Below are 16,820 nucleotides of genomic sequence, written 5' to 3'. Positions count from 1 at the left end.
TTATTTCTCCATGTCATAAGGTAAAAGAATGCTGATAGAGGTTCCTGTTTCCGGTTGAGTGCTCACCTCAAATACGCCGCCGTGCTGCTCGATTATCTGGTGGCTGACCGCTAAACCAAGGCCGGTACCCGCTCTGGTGGTTGTGAAAAACGGATCAAACATCCTTTCCCGGACCTCTTCGGACATCCCGGAGCCGTTGTCTGCAACAGTAATCCTGATATAATGATCCTCCTGAGCGCAGGCCAGGGTGATAGCTCCCCCGGAAGGCGTAGCCTTGATACTGTTTTTGATCAGATTCATGAGCACCTGCAGCAGCAGGTCGGGATCGGCCCTGATATCGATTCCGCAATCTTTTTGCCATTGCAGTTCAACGTTTTTACTGGAGAAATCTGCTTCCATCATCGAAACCGTTTTTTCAAAAAGGCGGTCGATCTCAACCTTTTTGAACTGTGGGGCTCGCGGTCTGGAAAATTGCAGCAGACCTGATACCGTCTGGTTCAAGCGGTCTATTTCACTGATCATCAGCTCCGAATACTTCCTGCTGTCCTCAATGGATTTTGATTGGCTGCCGAAGAACTGGGCAAACCCCCGCAGTGTGCCAAGTGGATTACGGATCTCATGGGCTATGCCTGCCGCCATTTTACCAAGCGCCGCCATGCGGCGGGAGCGCTCGAGCTGAATTTCCATGCTCTTGATCGAACTCATATCCCGGATGATCAGGACCTTGCCGATCTTGACGTTTTCATGATTGACCAGAGGAGAACAGCTCACCCGCAGGGGAATTTGTCTGCCGTTAACGCCGGGGCATTCCGTCTCGTATTCCAGCAGACTCTCGCAGGCTTCCTGCTGGTATATGGGGCATTTGGGAAAAGCGGTATAAATGCTTGTTCCCTTGATTGAGGAGAGCGGAGATGCGAAGAGCTCTTCGGTGTTGCGGTTGCAGGAAACAATATTATCATCGACATCCAGGGTTACAACGGCCACGGGAATGGATTCAATGATATTATCGGTATAGAGCTTCATGTTGGCAAGGTTGGTGCCGGTAATCCGTATCTTTTGATAAAGAAAAAGAAAGTAAAGACCGGCACTGCTGACCAGAAACAAAATTGCACCCATGAACATGGTATGACGAACATCCTGTTGACGGGCGATATCAAATTGTCTGGTAAGAAGGCCGATGGAGAGTATTTTTTTATCAGCCTCATTTTCAGAAGATTGTGAGTACCTTGAGTTCATCGGCATCCGTGATCCTCGGAAGTCAATTTCGAAGAGGGCCGACAGGGTGTACATTCCTTCCGCTCTGTTTAACTTAGTAATGGAGGTGCTGGAGGAAAATATTTCGTCTACTTCGTTCTCCGAAAAAGTTACATCGGCCGAAGAACCCGCGTGTTTCAGGATAGTTCCGTCGGTATCGACGATACTGATATATTGAATATCCCGGTCTTTGACAAACTCCGCCAGCAGTGTATCCAGGGGATCGCCCGCGCCCATGTGATGCATCATTGTGGCCCTGCTGCCCGCTTCAATTGCCCGGATAATTGTTTCTCCTTTATCCAGGAGAAATTTCTCCATGAGTGACTGAGCTCTGCTGATATTCTGAAGTGTCGAGAAAACAAGAATCACGCCGAGCACTATCGTGGCGGAGAGCAGGCCCACAGCCGCCCTTGAAAATCGAAAAGTATGAGTGGAGCGGGGGATTGACTGCATTATTTTATTTAATCACCAATAAATCTCAGCTAAAGATGATTGCCTTTCAGGCAAATTATCAAGAATATTCGGGGATCTGTTAGTTTCGTCATCCCGGACTCCGGTCCGGGACCGGAATGACAGTAAAAATGGGATCGTGAAGCCTTCAAGGCAGGCAGCATGAAACTAGCGGAGTTTCATTAGTAATCTATTTGTTTTTAGAATCTTCACAATGCCGGTTCAGCAACTTCGCTCATTCCCAGCTGTTTATTTGCAAATTCCGCACCAGGAATACAAAGAGGCGGTTATCATGTTTTATCTGGCCATTCGAGAGCTTCGTCATCGAAGTAGCTTAATGGACTGTCCAGAAATGATACAGCGTGGCTGGGAGGCTGTCAAATAATTGGGCACTGCGTCCTTGTTCAACTGTGCGCTGATATCTGTTCCCCCCATCCCTTGTAGCTAACAAAGCTACCGCGGTCAAGACCGTGAATTTATTGAGTTGGCATACATGTTGCTTCAGGGTGGTTGAAAACCAATAAAAACAATGCGGAAAGGGCAAGTAAAAACGGCTTTCTCAGGTTAGAGAATAGACCGTCCTGGAGAATATCAAATAAAAAACCGAGGAGATATTATGAAAAAGATCATTTTATTCATCACTTTTGCATGCATCATGTTGAGCGGGAATACCATGGCAATGGAAGGGATGGACCACGGCAGCGAGAGTGCGGATGGAACCTTCAAGCATGCCGTCATGGCAGGTGATATTCATGCGGAGTTTCAGGTCATGGATCTTGCCGCTATGAATATGAAGGATCCCGAAGGCAGGACCCATCACGTTATGGCTACCTTTATGCGGGATGGTGAAAAGATAGAAAAGGTTGTCGGTAAGGTAAAGCTCGTCTCTCCGTCCGGCAAAGAGCAGCTTGCTTCACTGGAGGATTTCGGCAGCGGAGTCTTCGCCGCTAATTTCACCATTGACGAACCGGGTAAATGGGGCGTTATCGCTCTTTTCAAAGCGGGTGAGGATACCCATACCGTGAAATTCTGGTATCCTCATATGGCTATGTAGTTCATTGAGTATCACAACCGGGGGTCTGTTAAAGCAAGGCCCCGGTTGTGACAGATAACCATCCACAGGGCCGGGAGGAAATCTCAGTGAAAAAAACAATCATGCACAAACTATCGATTATGAAGAGTAAGAGAGTAGTACTGCTCCAAACAGCTCTGGTCATCGGTGTTTGCTCGATTTCCATGGGGGCGGTGAGTACGGCTGCCCAGGTACTCAGCCTGGAAACAGCGGTGGGAGCAGCCCAGGCCAACGACCCCTGGCTTGTTGAAAACCGGTATTCGCAGGATGCGGTTGAGGCGAGAAGCATTTCCGAGGGTGTTATGCCTGAACCCAGATTTTCTGCAGGACTGGCTAATTTTCCAACCGATACGTTCGACATCGATCAGGAACCCATGACCCAGATCACCTTCGGGGTAACCCAAACCATTCCGCGAGGTGACACTCTGCGGATCAGGCGGGAGCAGCTGCGGACCATGGGACGGCAATATCCCTTTCAGCGTCTGGACCGCCAGGCAAATACCGTGGTTACCGTCAGTCGGCTTTGGCTGGAGGCCTATAAAGCCCAGCAAAGCATTGCCCTGATCGAGAAGGATCGTTCGCTGTTCATTCAACTGGCGGATATCGCGGAGGCCGGCTATTCCGCCACCCTTGGAAGAGCCAGGCAACAGGATATCGTTCGCGCCCAACTGGAACTCACAAGGCTGGATGATCGACTCACGGTTTTAAAGCAAAAACAGGAAATGGCGCTGGAGGAATTATCGGAATGGGTCAGCGGGTATTTTCGGGAGGAATACCTCGGCAGCCCGTCGGACGGTCGGCAGGGCAGACCGAATCTTGAACTGCCGCGGGATTTGCCCGACATTCCCATGCTCAATGAGCCTCTGTATACAGGCGAAAGAGAGGCTGATCCGCAGGTGCTCTATGGCTATTTTATAGAGCACCCCGCTGTTCAGGCGATAAAACGGAAGATTGAGGCCAATAATCTCGGCATCGATCTTGCCCGGGAGCGATACAAACCCCTGTGGGGAGTGAGCGCCGTTTATGGATATCGCGATGATCCGCCTAGCGGAGACCGTGCCGATTTTATTTCTTTCGGCGTGAGCTTCGATCTGCCCATTCTCACCAAAAATCGTCCGGAGCAGGAATTGCAATCAGCAGTGTCCGAGGCTGAGGCGGTAAAGACCCAAAAATGGTCTCTTATTCGAAAAATGATAGCAGGATTCGAAAAAAACAAAACACAGCTCAGGAGATTGAAGCAGCGGCAACAGCTCTATCAGAAACAACTGCTGCCCCAGGTGCATGAACAGTCGGAGGCATATCTTACTGCATATACCAACTATGACGGTGATTTTGCCGAAGTGGTGCGGGCTCGCATAGCCGAACTCAATGCTCAACTCGATGCGCTGGATATAGATGTGGAGATGGAAAAGACGATAATCAATCTGAACTACTATTTTATGAAAAGCGCGGAAGACATTCTTGTTCGGAACCAGGAGAGATAAAAAATGAAGAAAAGTACAGGTGTGATTGTGCTTATAATCGGAGCCGTCATAGGTTCTCTGCTCACCTTTGTGGTATATCCCAAGGTAAGCGGTATGCTGAATCTACCGGGAGGCTCAGAGACGGCCGAAGTGGAATCGGGGGAGAAAGAACCGCTCTACTGGGTTGCTCCGATGGATCCGAATTACAGAAGAGACGAGCCGGGCCAGTCTCCTATGGGTATGGATTTGGTGCCTGTTTATGAGGAAGACGGCGGTGATGGGGATGCCGGTCCCGGAACGGTCAGGATCTCTCCCGATGTAGTCAATAATCTCGGAGTGCGCACCGGTGAGGCGCACCTGGAGGAATTGAAGTTCCTTATCCAGACGGTGGGCTATGTCGGCTACGATGAAGATCAGCTGGTCCATATTCATCCGCGCGTCAATGGCTGGGTCGAAAAATTGTATGTCAGGGCCTCCGGTGATCCGGTAAAAAAGGGACAACCGCTGTATGACCTCTATTCTCCGGAACTCGTCAATGCGCAGGAAGAGCTGCTCATCGCCATGGATCGTAATGCAGATCGATTGGTCACGGCAGCCGAAAATCGTCTGGCCGCCCTGCGCGTCCCCGGACAGGCAATCGAGGAATTGAAAAAAACCGGGGAAGCACAGCAGACCGTCACCTTTTTTTCACCCCAGGGCGGTGTGGTCGACAATCTCGATATACGCGAAGGTTTCTATGTCACCCCCGGCACAACCATCATGTCTATCGGTAACCTGGATCAGGTTTGGGTTGATGCTGAAGTTTTCGAGCGGCAGGCCTCCCGTGTCGCCGTAGGTCAACCGGTCACCATGACCCTTGATTACCTGCCGGGAAAAAAATGGCAGGGCGAGGTTGACTATATATATCCGACCCTTGATCCCAAAACACGAACCGTTTCAGTACGGCTTAGATTTGATAATGAAGATAATCTGCTCAAGCCCAATATGTTCGCCCAAGTAGTTATCCATGCCGAAAGCGGCGAAGAGACCCTGGTGGTCCCCAAGGAGGCAGTCATCCGCACCGGGCGGTCCAACCGGGTGGTGCTGGATCTGGGCGAGGGCTATTTCAAGTCGGTCAATGTCGAGGTCGGCCGCTACGACGAGGAGTCCGCCGAAATCCTCTCGGGACTCTCTGCCGGCGATAAGGTGGTGACGTCGGCACAGTTTCTCATCGATTCTGAATCGAGCAAGACCTCTGATTTCAAACGCATGTACCATGCGGAAGAACCGCCGCCACCGCAAAGCGTCTGGACCAGGGCCACCATCAATACCGTGATGGCCGATCACCGCATGGTCAATGTTACGCACGAGGCCATCGATGAATGGGACTGGCCGGAAATGACCATGGATTTCACGGTGGCAGACGATGTCGATCTGACGGTGCTGCAGGAAGGCAGGGAGCTCCATGTCGAGGTGACCAAAAAGGATGAAAACCGGTATGAGATTACCGCCGTGCATGTTCCGGGAGCTGAAGATACCAGGAGCCTTGATGACTTAAGCATCGACGACATGAGCCTCGACGATATGAAGGTGGAGTAGGAGTCTATCAATGATTAAATCCATTATACGCTGGTCGGTCGGCAATCGTTTTTTTGTTCTGCTGGCAACGGTGATATTAGTAGGCATTGGCTTGTATTCGTTGAAGAATACACCGGTTGACGCTATCCCCGATCTGTCCGATGTCCAGGTTATCATCAAGACCCGCTATCCGGGCCAGGCCCCTCAGGTGGTGGAGGACCAGGTCACCTATCCCCTGACCACCGCTATGCTTTCGGTGCCGGGAGCGGAAATCGTCAGAGGATATTCCTTTTTCGGCGACTCCTACGTCTACGTGATTTTCAACGAGGACACCGATCTTTACTGGGCCAGGAGCCGGGTGCTGGAGTACCTCAGCCAGGTGGCGCCGTCATTGCCGGAAAACGCCTCCCCCCAGCTCGGACCCGATGCCACCGGGGTGGGATGGGTTTATCTCTATGCGCTGATCGACCGCAGCGGCAAGCACGACATCAGCGATCTACGCTCCCTGCAGGACTGGTTTCTCAAATATGAACTGCAGACGGTTGACGGGGTTTCCGAGGTCGCTTCGGTCGGCGGCATGGTCAAACAGTATCAGGTCAAGGTGAGTCCCGAGAGGCTGCGGGCCTTCGGCATCCCCCTCTCCAAGCTCCAGATGGCCATCAAGGCGGGTAATCAGGAGATCGGCGCCTCGGTGGTGGAGATGGCCGAGGCCGAGTATATGGTGCGGGCCACGGGCTATTTGCAAAGCGCCAAAAACATAGAAAATATTCCCCTGGGCGTGAACGCCAACGGTACTCCGATACTGATCAGGGATGTGGCCGAGGTGGAGGAAGGGCCGCAGATGCGCCGCGGAGTCGCCGAGCTGAACGGCCAGGGCGAAACAGTGGGTGGCATCATCGTCATGCGTTTCGGCGAAAACGCCCTGAAGACCATCGACGGCGTCAAAAAGAAGCTGAAGGAGTTGCAGGCAGGATTGCCCGAGGGTGTCGAGGTGGTATCGGTCTATGACCGCAGTGCCTTGATCGAGCGGGCGGTCAACAATCTCTGGCATAAGCTGCTCGAGGAATTCGGTGTAGTGGCATTGGTGTGCATGATCTTCCTCTTCCATATCCGCTCCTCATTGGTGGCCATCATCAGCCTGCCGGTGGGCATCCTCACCGCCTTCATCATCATGCACATGCAGGGGCTCAATGCCAATATCATGTCGCTAGGCGGCATCGCCATTGCCATCGGTGCCATGATAGACGGCGCTATCGTTATGATCGAGAATATGCACAAGCATATGGAACGTACGCCGCTGACCAGAGAAAACCGCTGGCAGATCGTCTCCGATTCGGCCTGCGAAGTGGGTCCTGCGCTGTTCTTCTCCCTGCTCATCATCACCGTCAGCTTCGTGCCGGTCTTCACCCTGGAGGCCCAGGAAGGACGGATGTTTTCGCCGCTGGCCTTCACCAAGACCTATGCCATGGCGGCCTCCGCGGCGCTGGCCATTACCCTGGTGCCGGTATTGATGGGCTATTTCATCCGCGGCAAGGTTATGCCCGAACATAAAAATCCCCTGAACCGGCTGTTGATTGCCATCTATCTGCCGGCATTGCGGGGAGTTTTGCACTTTCCCAAAAGCGTCCTGCTGGGGGCGGTGGTGGTGATCCTCATCGGTTTGTGGCCTATCAACAAGATCGGCAGCGAATTCATTCCCAACCTGGATGAGGGCGACCTAATGTATATGCCCACCACCTATCCGGGCATTTCCATAGGCAAGGCGCGCGAGCTGTTGCAGCAGACCGATAAGCTGATCGCAACCGTACCCGAAGTGGTATCGGTATTCGGCAAGGTCGGCCGGGCTGAAACTGCCACTGATCCGGCGCCCCTGACCATGATCGAGACCTTTATTCAGCTCAAGCCGCGTGAGCAGTGGCGGTCGGGTGTGACCACCGACAGCCTCAGGAAAGAATTCGACAGCCTGGTCAAGCTCCCGGGTCTGACCAACGCCTGGGTCATGCCCATCAAGACCCGCATCGACATGCTGGCCACCGGCATCAAGACTCCTGTGGGCATCAAGGTGGCGGGACCCGAGCTGTCGACCATCCAGGCCATCGGCCAGCGGCTCGAGACCGTCCTTGAGGATGTGCCGGGAACCGCCTCGGTCTATTCCGAGCGGGTGGCAGGGGGCCGCTATATCAAGGTGGATATACAGCGTGAAGAAGCGGCCCGTTACGGCCTCAATATCGCCGATGTGCAGCAGGTGGTGGCCACCGCCATCGGCGGCATGAACGTCACCCAGACCGTCGAAGGACTGGAGCGCTATCCCGTCAATCTCCGCTATCCCCAGGACTATCGCAGTTCGCCGGAGCAGCTCGCGCTTCTGCCCATCGTCACCATGAGCGGCCAGCGCATCACCCTGGGCGATGTGGCCGATATCTTCGTCGAGGATGGTCCGCCGGCGATCAAAAGTGAAAACGCCCGGCTCAACGGCTGGACCCTTGTCGATATCGAGGGTGTTGACGTAGGCAGTTATGTGGAAAAGGCTCAGCAGGTGGTAGCGGACATGGTCGAGCTGCCGCCGGGCTACTCACTCAGCTGGTCCGGGCAGTACGAATACATGCTGCGCGCCAAGGAAAAGCTGACCTATGTGGTACCCCTGACCCTGGCCATTATCGTCGTGCTGCTCTATATGAACTTCCGGAGCTTTGCCGAAGTGGCGATCATCATGGGCACGCTGCCCTTCGCCCTGGTTGGATCGGTCTGGCTGATGTATCTGCTAGGTTACAACTTCTCGGTGGCCGCGGGCGTGGGATTTATTGCCCTGGCCGGAGTCGCCACGGAATTATCCGTGATTATGCTGGTGTTTCTGGATGTTTGCTGGCAACATAAAAAAGAGGAAAGCACAGCTGCCGGCAATATGCTCACCAAACAGGACCTCTACGACGCCGTGATCGAAGGCGGTGCCCTGCGCGTGCGCCCGAAGGCCATGACTGCAACAGCCATCATAGCAGGATTGCTGCCCATCATGTACGGCAGCGGCACCGGGACCGAGGTGATGAGCAGGATTGCAGCACCCATGGTGGGTGGTATGATGAGCGCCGTGGTGCTTACCCTGCTGGTGGTGCCTGCGGTATATTACCTCTGGCATATGAGGGATATCAGGAAAAAACAAGGAAAGTGAAATGAGCCCCGAAACAATATACACAAATCTTAGTCAGCTTGGCACTCAGACCACCATGCCGGAGAGTCCTGAAAAGGCCGTCCTGGAGAGGGTGGAAAATCCGCAGAAAGGGGTTGCTTACATTGTTCGTTTCACCGCCCCTGAATTTACTTCTCTCTGTCCGATAACCGGCCAACCGGATTTTGCCTACATTATGATTGACTACCTGCCGGGCGACTGGCTTGCGGAAAGCAAGTCATTAAAGCTCTATCTGGGATCTTTTCGCAACCACGGTTCTTTTCATGAAGACTGTACCGTTTCAATCGCTCTTCGTCTGATCAAGTGCATACAGCCTCAGTGGCTGCGAATCGGCGGTTACTGGTATCCGCGCGGCGGAATTCCTATTGATATCTTTTATCAGACAGGAGAGCCTCCTCAAGGCCTCTGGCTTCCTGAACAGGGGGTTGCCAATTACCGTGGCCGCGGTTAACTGATCCAGGCAGCAGGGAGAGGACCATGCAGCAGCGGATAATCGGTTATGATATTGCCCGTGCTCTTGCCGTCTTTGGCATGATCCTGGTCAATTACAAGATCGTGATGGGGGCAACCGACAAGGGTCCGGACTGGCTGGTCAGCTTGATCGGACTCCTTGAAGGCAGGGTTGCCGCTACCTTTGTGGTTCTGGCTGGTGTCGGAGTTTCACTGCTTTCCCGTAAATCCCGGCTGTTGAATGACAAGGATCTGCTGGCCCGGGATCGTCGTATATTGTTGAAGCGTGCTCTGTTTCTGTTTGCCGCAGGCATGCTGTATGCCTCTGTCTGGCCTGCCGATATTCTGCATTTCTATGGCCTATATCTCTTTTTTGCTGCATTTTTACTGGCCGCTCCCGCATTCAGGCTCTGGGTATACAGCGGCCTGATCGTGGCAATATCCGTCATTCTCTATTCCGTGCTGGACTATGAGGCGGACTGGAACTGGAAATCCCTGGAGTATATTAATTTCTGGTCACCTGCGGGGATGGTTCGCAGTCTTTTCTTCAATGGCTTCCATCCGGTCTTCCCCTGGCTTGCCTTCCTGCTTGTCGGCATGATCCTCGGACGCCGGGATCTAGGTGATCCTGCCGTATGCCGCCATTTATTTCTCTGGGGGGCTTCGGTAGCCATTGCCGCTGAAGCTCTCAGCCGGCTTACCTTTCATGGCGGACCAATGAGCGGTTCCATCAATGGAGAAATCATAACCACTTTTTTTAGTACCGCTCCGATGCCGCCCACACCGCTTTACTTCTGCTCGGCGGTGGGCACCGCCTGCGCGGTTATAGCCGCATCAATTGCCCTGGGAGAGCGCTGCCCCGGATCTGCCTGGATACGCGCTCTAGCTGCAACCGGCCGGTTCTCGCTGACGCTTTACGTGGCCCATGTAATTGTCGGCCTGGGTATACTGGAAGCTATTGGCCGCCTTGAAGGACAAAGCCTGGCTTTTGCGGTTGTAGCGACAGCCACCTTTTACCTGTGCGGAGCGGTCTTCGGCCATCTTTGGCTGACCCACTTCAAGCGAGGACCCCTTGAAGCAGTTATGAGAATGTTAAGTTCATGACATAAAGTCTTATGGTAAAACAAGGATTTATGTTTATTGTTCATGGTGGGAACATCTTGGCAAACTCGATGATTTTTTAGCTGGATCATCGGTTTTTTGATAAGCAGAAAATTGCACCGGCGTCAAAACTGCAAAAGGTTATCATCCGATAGTCCCATATTCGGATGTCCTGAACCATCAGAGAAAATAAGGAGATCACTATGGCAAAGATTCTTGTTCTTTATTACAGCATGTATGGTCACGTCGAAACTATGGCAAAAGCGGTGGCTGAAGGAGCCGCTCAGGTAGAAGGTACTGAAGTAACCATAAAGCGGGTGCCGGAGCTGATGCCTGAAGAAGTTGCGAGGAAGGCCGGCGCCAAGCTTGACCAGGACGCTCCGATCGCCACGGTGGATGAATTGCCTGACTACGATGCCATTATCTTCGGTACACCCACGCGATTTGGCAACATGTGTTCGCAGATGCGCAACTTCCTTGATCAAACCGGGGGGCTGTGGCTTAGCGGGAAGCTGATCGGCAAAGTCGGCAGCGTCTATGCCTCCACCGCTACCCAGCATGGTGGACAGGAAACCACCATCACCTCCTTTCACACCACCCTGCTGCATCTTGGTTTTATCATTGTGGGGGTACCCTATTCCTGTCAGGAACTCATGAATATGAGCGAAATCACTGGTGGATCACCTTACGGGGCGAGCACTCTTGCTGACACCGACGGCAGCCGTCAACCATCTGAAAATGAGTTGATAATAGCCCGTTTTCAAGGGGCTCATGTTGCGGAAATAGCGAAGAAGCAATCCGCTAGATGAATGGTCTGAGAGCGCCGGGCATTTATTTCCGCCTGCACCGGCATCGCTGTAGATTGGTTTACTTAAAGAAATGGAATATACGGTGGTGTCGTTTTTTCTGGTGTGTTGGAGAGGATAACATGGCCGGAAACAGAGGTATCTATGGCTGAGTTTCACTGGTAATCCGTTATTTTTTATCGGGCGGAGGGAAAATATGCAGGACATCAATCATATAGTCGTGCCGGTGGACCTTGACCGGCACACAGAGAAACTGATGGAGTACGCCGTCGATATGGCTAACAGACTGGACAGTGGTTTAAGCTTTTTTCATGGCGTGGAATTCGAATACGGCACCATGGGAGAAATGGTATTCGGTGAATATTCCTACGAGGAGCTTAATGCTTACCGGGTCGAGGAGGCGAAGAAGCTGCTGGAGAAAATGACCGGCAGGGTCGCAGGCAAATGCCGGAAGGAATGCAGCAGCAAGGTTTCCTTTGGCTACGTGGTCGATGAAATCATCAACTATGCCATGGAGCGACAGGCCGATCTGATCATCATCGGAACGCACGGCAGGAGGGGAATGGAAAAGGTCCTTCTTGGCAGCGTTGCCGAGCGTGTCATCAAGAATGCTCCCTGTCCGACCCTGGTGATGAACCCCTATCGTAGCTGACCTTCATCGTACGAATGCAGATCGGTAAGATTGATGGCGATGCCTTTTCGGCATGCTGTCGAATCCTGATGGACCGGGCAAGTCTTGCCTGATTCGGAATCCGGAGGTATCAGGAAGACAAAAAATACCAACCAAATTTCATTCCGCAAAAATGGCTTCCTAACCCTTCATCTCCTAAACAAATTGCATGCAGGAAAAGTTAGCCCGAGCTTCTTTCCACAAGACACCTCATTCGGAAATCTGATTACCCCTGAAACTCAGTACCACATGGCCCAGGCCGGGACTGCTCTTTTCATCGGGACGCCATAAACCCGTCCATGGGGGCTTCGCTGCAGCCGCCCGGTCTGCAGAGACCCGTGAAAAGAGCAGTCCCGACCTTGAACTGAGGATTAGGGGTAATCAGCTTCGGAAATGGAGTTCTGTTAATTATGTCATATAGCGTTTTTTAGGAAGTTGTTTTCCTCTTTTAAAGTTGATTCACTCTCAGATGGGTGCCTGGAGGTATCATCTTTTGTACTGTAGAATCAATGAACTACCAGGAATTCATGGGGACTCTGTTTGAATATTTTCGGCAGGAGAATACGGGAATATGTAGGAAAACATAGCGGAATTACACAGTTCTCAGCTAGTACGAACTGACATTCCTATTCTCCCCAAAGATTGATATATTTTGGAATCGTTAAATCGATTAAGATCAGATATACAGTTAAATAGATATTTAGAGAAGTTTTGGCAAGGAATGTGCAAGTCTCGGCTGTCCTGGAAAAAAACTGCTAATTCAACTATAGGAGAAGACCGGCAGTGAAGACGACTTTTGAAGAAGTGCCAGCACTGCAGGAGACAAAAAGGCAAAGCGAAGGCGGTCTTGCCGAAATAGTCGCCTGTAGTTCTGAGATTTGTTTTATAGATGGCAACAAAGGCCGTCTTGTATATCGAGGTTACGATGTGCTCGATCTGGCAGCACAAAGCACATTTGAAGAAGTCGCCTATCTGCTTTGGTATGGATGCCTGCCTCGAACTACCGAATTCAAAGCGTTTCTTGACGGTTTTACCGGATCGATGTCCCTGCCTGTGGAAACGACCATGATACTGCGCATGTTCCCTAAGGCTGCGACACCCATGGAGGTGATCCGAACGGCTGTGTCGTCTTTGGGACATTGGGATCCTGATAGCGGCAATACCCGCCTCGATGCAAGTCTTCGCAAGGCTCAGCGCCTCACCTTGCGCATTCCCCTCCTGATTGCGGCGCATCAGCGTTTGCGCCAGGGGCTGGAGCCGATTAAGCCGATTCCGGGACACGGCATCGCTTATAACTTTCTCTACACATTGCAGGGCCGGGAACCGGATCCGGTCATCGAACGGGCTTTTGACGTGGCCCTTATCCTCCATGCCGACCATGAATTGAATGCTTCCACCTTTGCTGCCAGGGTGACCTCGGCGACGATGTCCGATATTTATTCTTCGGTTACCTCTGCTATCGGCACTCTCAAAGGACCACTGCACGGTGGTGCCAACATGGAAGTTATGCAGTTGATCGAGGAGATTGGCGAGCCCTCCCGGGCTATAGGTGTGATCCTGGACAAGCTCGCGAACAACATCAAGATTCCAGGATTCGGTCATCGTGTCTATCGCTGTGAAGATCCACGGGTTGACGTTCTCCGCAAGCATGCCTGTTCAATAACCAGGCTGACCGGTAATATAAAGAATTATGAAATAACACGTGAAATAGAGCGAGTAGTTGTAGAAAAAACGAAAGTGTTTCCAAATGTCGATCTTTATAGTGCATCCCTCTACAGTGCCATTGGGCTGCCCGTTGAATTATTCACCCCGATTTTTGCTATCAGCCGGACCGTGGGCTGGACCTCGCATATCTTTGAACAATGGAGCAATAATCGTCTGATTCGTCCGCGTGCCGAATATACAGGACCCACCGGGTTACATTATCGCAGCATCGAGGAGAGGTCCAGGTGATCCCGCAGTGAGGCAGCAATTCGATAAACGGCAGTTTGTCAAAGAGCCTGTATTGAGCGGGGCACATATTTTTCAATATGGATGGACACCCGATAAGCTCGGACTTCGAGAAAACTTGATCTACATCGTTGATACTGCCAACTTCGTTTCAGATACTGCCTCTGGTATTTCGAACATTTCCACTATTCCGGCAACTTCGATGATTTTTGACCTGATCATCAACATGAGCAAAAAACAATGAATTCCCTGCTTATCATCATAGATTCTCTTGACCAATGGAAGCCGTATTATCAGACAGACAGCGTCATTACCGCGATCCAGTACCTGCAGTGGGATGAACTGAGCAAACAGTCTCATCAGGTTATTAATCTCTGTTCGGATATTTCCTATCACTCAGAAGGGTATTACTGCTCACTGCTGGCTCAGGCCAGAAAACACAGGATACTTCCAACTGTAGAAACACTGAATAAGCTTGATAACTTTATGCCGGGCAAGCTGGAAAGCTCTTTGCTCAGGCTCTGTAAATGTAATGAAGGGGCTCCTTCGCCCAAAAACGGAGATGAATTCCATCTCGATCTCTTCTTTGGTAAATGCGAAGATCATAAATATGAGCGGCTGGCCCGGTATTTGTTCGATAAATACCCCTGTCCACTGCTGCGCATCAGTTTTAACGCGGAAAAACCTACCGAGATAACCGCTATACGTTCACTTTCACTCAGCGAGTTCGACGATCACCAGCAGGATCTTTTTGCGAATTGCCTTGATCAATTCAATAAGAAGGTGTGGCGGCAGCCACGTACCAAAAAGCCTGCCAGGTACGATATTGCCATCCTGCATGACCCGGAGGAGAGTTTTGCCCCAAGCAATAAGGGTGCCTTGAACCTCTTTGTCAATGAGGCGAAAAAAATGAATATAAACGCTGAATTGATAACGGAGATGGATGTTGCGCGGCTGATGGAGTTCGATGCGCTTTTCATCAGGCAGACGACCGCGGTAAATCATATCACCTATAAGCTGGCACAGGCGGCGCAGCAGGCCGATATGGTAGTCATCGATGACCCTTCCTCAATCATCTGCTGCACCAATAAGGTCTATCTGAAAGAGCTGATGGACCGCTCCGGAATCCCCGCTCCAAAATCCAGATTGCTGTTCAAGGCGATGCAGCCCACTTACCAGGAAGTTTCACAACATCTTGGCAATACTATGGTGATGAAAATTCCCGATGGCTCGTTCTCCATTGGAGTATCTCTGGTCACCTCGGCGGAGGATTATGCCAATATGCAGGAAACCCTGTTTCGGCGTTCATCCATCCTGCTTGCCCAGGAGTTTCTGCCCACCGAATTCGACTGGCGTATCGGCGTTCTCAATGGTGAGTGCATTTATGCCTGTAAATATTTTATGGCTCGGGGGCACTGGCAGATATATCAGCATAAACCCAGCGGCAGCACCAGGTCGGGCCGGGTGGAAACCATTCCGGTTCATCTGGTGCCTAGAAAAGTGACCGGTGTTGCTAAAAAGGTATCCTCTGCCATCGGCAAGGGCTTGTACGGTGTGGATATCAAATGTGTGGGCAATGAAGTTGTGGTTATAGAGGTGAATGATAATCCGTCCCTGGATCACGGCATCGAGGATACAATTCTGGGGGCTGAACTCTATCGCATCATTTTGCGCGAGTTTGTCGAGAGATTGAAATTAAAACAGCGATCGTGAAAAGATGATACATATTGCCTCCGCCGGAGTGGCCGATCTTGAAAAACTAATAGATCTTGAGGACAGGCTTTTTCCCGTCGATCGTCTTTCATCCCGGCAACTCAGGTATCTCCTGACCAGAGCCAACGGCTTTGTCCTTAAGGCTGAACAGCAGGGAAGACTAGTCGGCACGATGGTCCTGCTGAAAAGAAAGAGAAGCGGTAAACTCCGCATCTATTCTCTGGGAGTCGCTCGGGAAGCGAGAAAACAGGGGATAGCACGGAAACTGCTGCGCCATGCTGAAACCACTGCCTCCGCCTGCGGTTGCAGCATGCTCACTCTTGAAGTATGCGAACATAACCAGGCGGCGATTAAACTGTACCGCATGTCCGGATTCAGCCCGGTCGGCCGAAAAGATAATTATTATGAAGACGGCTGTACCGCACTGCAAATGAAAAAAACGCTCAATTTAGAGGATGTTCCATGATTCATCCATCCACCGAAGTACGTTACATAAACGATGCCAAAGGATATGGTCTTTTTGCCACCGGCAGAATTGCCTGCGGGACAATCACCTGGACTCTGGACAAACTTGACAGGGTGCTGCTCCCTGAAGAGATGGATAGTTTTGATGAAAAATATCAGCAAATCCTTCTCAAATATTCATTCCGCAACAATCAGGGGAACTATGTCTTCTGCTGGGATAATGGACGGTATATCAATCACAGCTTTGATGCAAACTGCTGTCTTACTCCGTATGATTTGGAAATAGCAGTTCGTGATATAGAAGCGGGGGAGGAATTGACGGACGACTATGGCTACCTCAATATTATAGAACCTTTTGAGGCAGCCCCTGAAGGTAGTTCACGCTCAGTGGTTTACCCCGATGATCTCCTCATTTTTGCAGAAATGTGGGATAAAAAAATTGAGGCGGCCTTTCCGAAGATGCCTCAGGTAGACCAGCCCCTCTGGAGTTTTCTCTCTGACCATACCGTGGGGTCTATCCAGGCTGTTCTTGGTGGAAAAAGAGAACTGCTGTCTATAAGGAGCTGCTATTACGAGGGGGCAAAGATAATCGGTCCTGCCGTCTGATTCTGCCGATTACCGTGCAAGACAGAAAACCTTCCCTTGCGGTTAGCGCAGATAGTCTTCTCTTAAATCTCCGGATCCT

14 protein-coding genes are annotated in these 16,820 nt (G+C 51.5%); 13 read left to right on the top strand and 1 reads right to left on the bottom strand.

Annotated features, from left to right (window positions below):
* Positions 1–1,707 (bottom strand): two-component system sensor histidine kinase NtrB, encoded by a 1,707-nt coding sequence (locus JWG88_RS06095; protein ID WP_205232821.1) that lies wholly within the window; start codon positions 1,705–1,707, stop codon positions 1–3.
* Positions 1,708–2,320: 613 nt separating this feature from the next.
* On the opposite strand from JWG88_RS06095, the gene JWG88_RS06090 reads away from it, so the two are divergent.
* The 13 genes from JWG88_RS06090 (at position 2,321) to JWG88_RS06030 (ending at position 16,741) form a co-directional block, all read left to right on the top strand.
* Positions 2,321–2,758 (top strand): hypothetical protein, encoded by a 438-nt coding sequence (locus tag JWG88_RS06090; protein ID WP_205232820.1) that lies wholly within the window; start codon positions 2,321–2,323, stop codon positions 2,756–2,758.
* A gap of 86 nt (positions 2,759–2,844) precedes the next feature.
* Complete coding sequence (locus JWG88_RS06085) at positions 2,845–4,260, top strand: TolC family protein (protein ID WP_205232819.1); 1,416 nt, start codon at positions 2,845–2,847, stop codon at positions 4,258–4,260.
* Positions 4,261–4,263: 3 nt separating this feature from the next.
* On the top strand, positions 4,264–5,817 hold the full coding sequence (locus tag JWG88_RS06080; RefSeq protein ID WP_205232818.1) for an efflux RND transporter periplasmic adaptor subunit: 1,554 nt from the start codon (positions 4,264–4,266) through the stop codon (positions 5,815–5,817).
* 10 nt (positions 5,818–5,827) lie between these two features.
* The gene (locus JWG88_RS06075) at positions 5,828–8,962 is read left to right on the top strand and encodes an efflux RND transporter permease subunit (RefSeq protein WP_205232817.1); all 3,135 of its coding nucleotides are present in this window, start codon (positions 5,828–5,830) and stop codon (positions 8,960–8,962) included.
* A gap of 1 nt (position 8,963) precedes the next feature.
* On the top strand, positions 8,964–9,431 hold the full coding sequence (gene queF, locus JWG88_RS06070; RefSeq protein WP_205232816.1) for a preQ(1) synthase: 468 nt from the start codon (positions 8,964–8,966) through the stop codon (positions 9,429–9,431).
* Positions 9,432–9,457: 26 nt separating this feature from the next.
* Positions 9,458–10,534: a DUF418 domain-containing protein gene (locus tag JWG88_RS06065; RefSeq protein ID WP_205232815.1), complete on the top strand. Its 1,077-nt coding sequence runs from the start codon at positions 9,458–9,460 to the stop codon at positions 10,532–10,534.
* Between the two features lie 200 nt (positions 10,535–10,734).
* Positions 10,735–11,340: an NAD(P)H:quinone oxidoreductase gene (gene wrbA, locus JWG88_RS06060; protein ID WP_205232814.1), complete on the top strand. Its 606-nt coding sequence runs from the start codon at positions 10,735–10,737 to the stop codon at positions 11,338–11,340.
* A 193-nt stretch (positions 11,341–11,533) separates the two neighbouring features.
* Positions 11,534–11,989: a universal stress protein gene (locus JWG88_RS06055; protein WP_205232813.1), complete on the top strand. Its 456-nt coding sequence runs from the start codon at positions 11,534–11,536 to the stop codon at positions 11,987–11,989.
* Between the two features lie 801 nt (positions 11,990–12,790).
* Entirely contained in the window at positions 12,791–13,960 is a 1,170-nt protein-coding gene (locus JWG88_RS06050; protein ID WP_337833106.1) for a citrate/2-methylcitrate synthase, read from the top strand.
* A gap of 7 nt (positions 13,961–13,967) precedes the next feature.
* The gene (locus JWG88_RS06045; RefSeq protein WP_205232812.1) at positions 13,968–14,201 is read left to right on the top strand and encodes a hypothetical protein; all 234 of its coding nucleotides are present in this window, start codon (positions 13,968–13,970) and stop codon (positions 14,199–14,201) included.
* On the top strand, positions 14,198–15,670 hold the full coding sequence (locus JWG88_RS06040) for a RimK family ATP-grasp domain-containing protein (RefSeq protein WP_205232811.1): 1,473 nt from the start codon (positions 14,198–14,200) through the stop codon (positions 15,668–15,670). The genes JWG88_RS06045 and JWG88_RS06040 overlap by 4 nt, the downstream gene beginning before the upstream one ends.
* Positions 15,671–15,674: 4 nt before the next feature.
* The gene (locus tag JWG88_RS06035; RefSeq protein WP_205232810.1) at positions 15,675–16,136 is read left to right on the top strand and encodes a GNAT family N-acetyltransferase; all 462 of its coding nucleotides are present in this window, start codon (positions 15,675–15,677) and stop codon (positions 16,134–16,136) included.
* Positions 16,133–16,741 (top strand): SET domain-containing protein, encoded by a 609-nt coding sequence (locus JWG88_RS06030; RefSeq protein ID WP_205232809.1) that lies wholly within the window; start codon positions 16,133–16,135, stop codon positions 16,739–16,741. Before JWG88_RS06035 ends, JWG88_RS06030 begins: the two co-directional genes overlap by 4 nt.
* The last annotated feature ends 79 nt before the right edge of the window (positions 16,742–16,820 follow it).

Source organism: Desulfopila inferna, from assembly GCF_016919005.1.
In the GTDB taxonomy this organism is placed as follows: domain Bacteria; phylum Desulfobacterota; class Desulfobulbia; order Desulfobulbales; family Desulfocapsaceae; genus Desulfopila_A; species Desulfopila_A inferna.
Note: the sequence above shows the minus strand (reverse complement) of the source record. Positions and strands in the feature narration are given on the sequence as shown.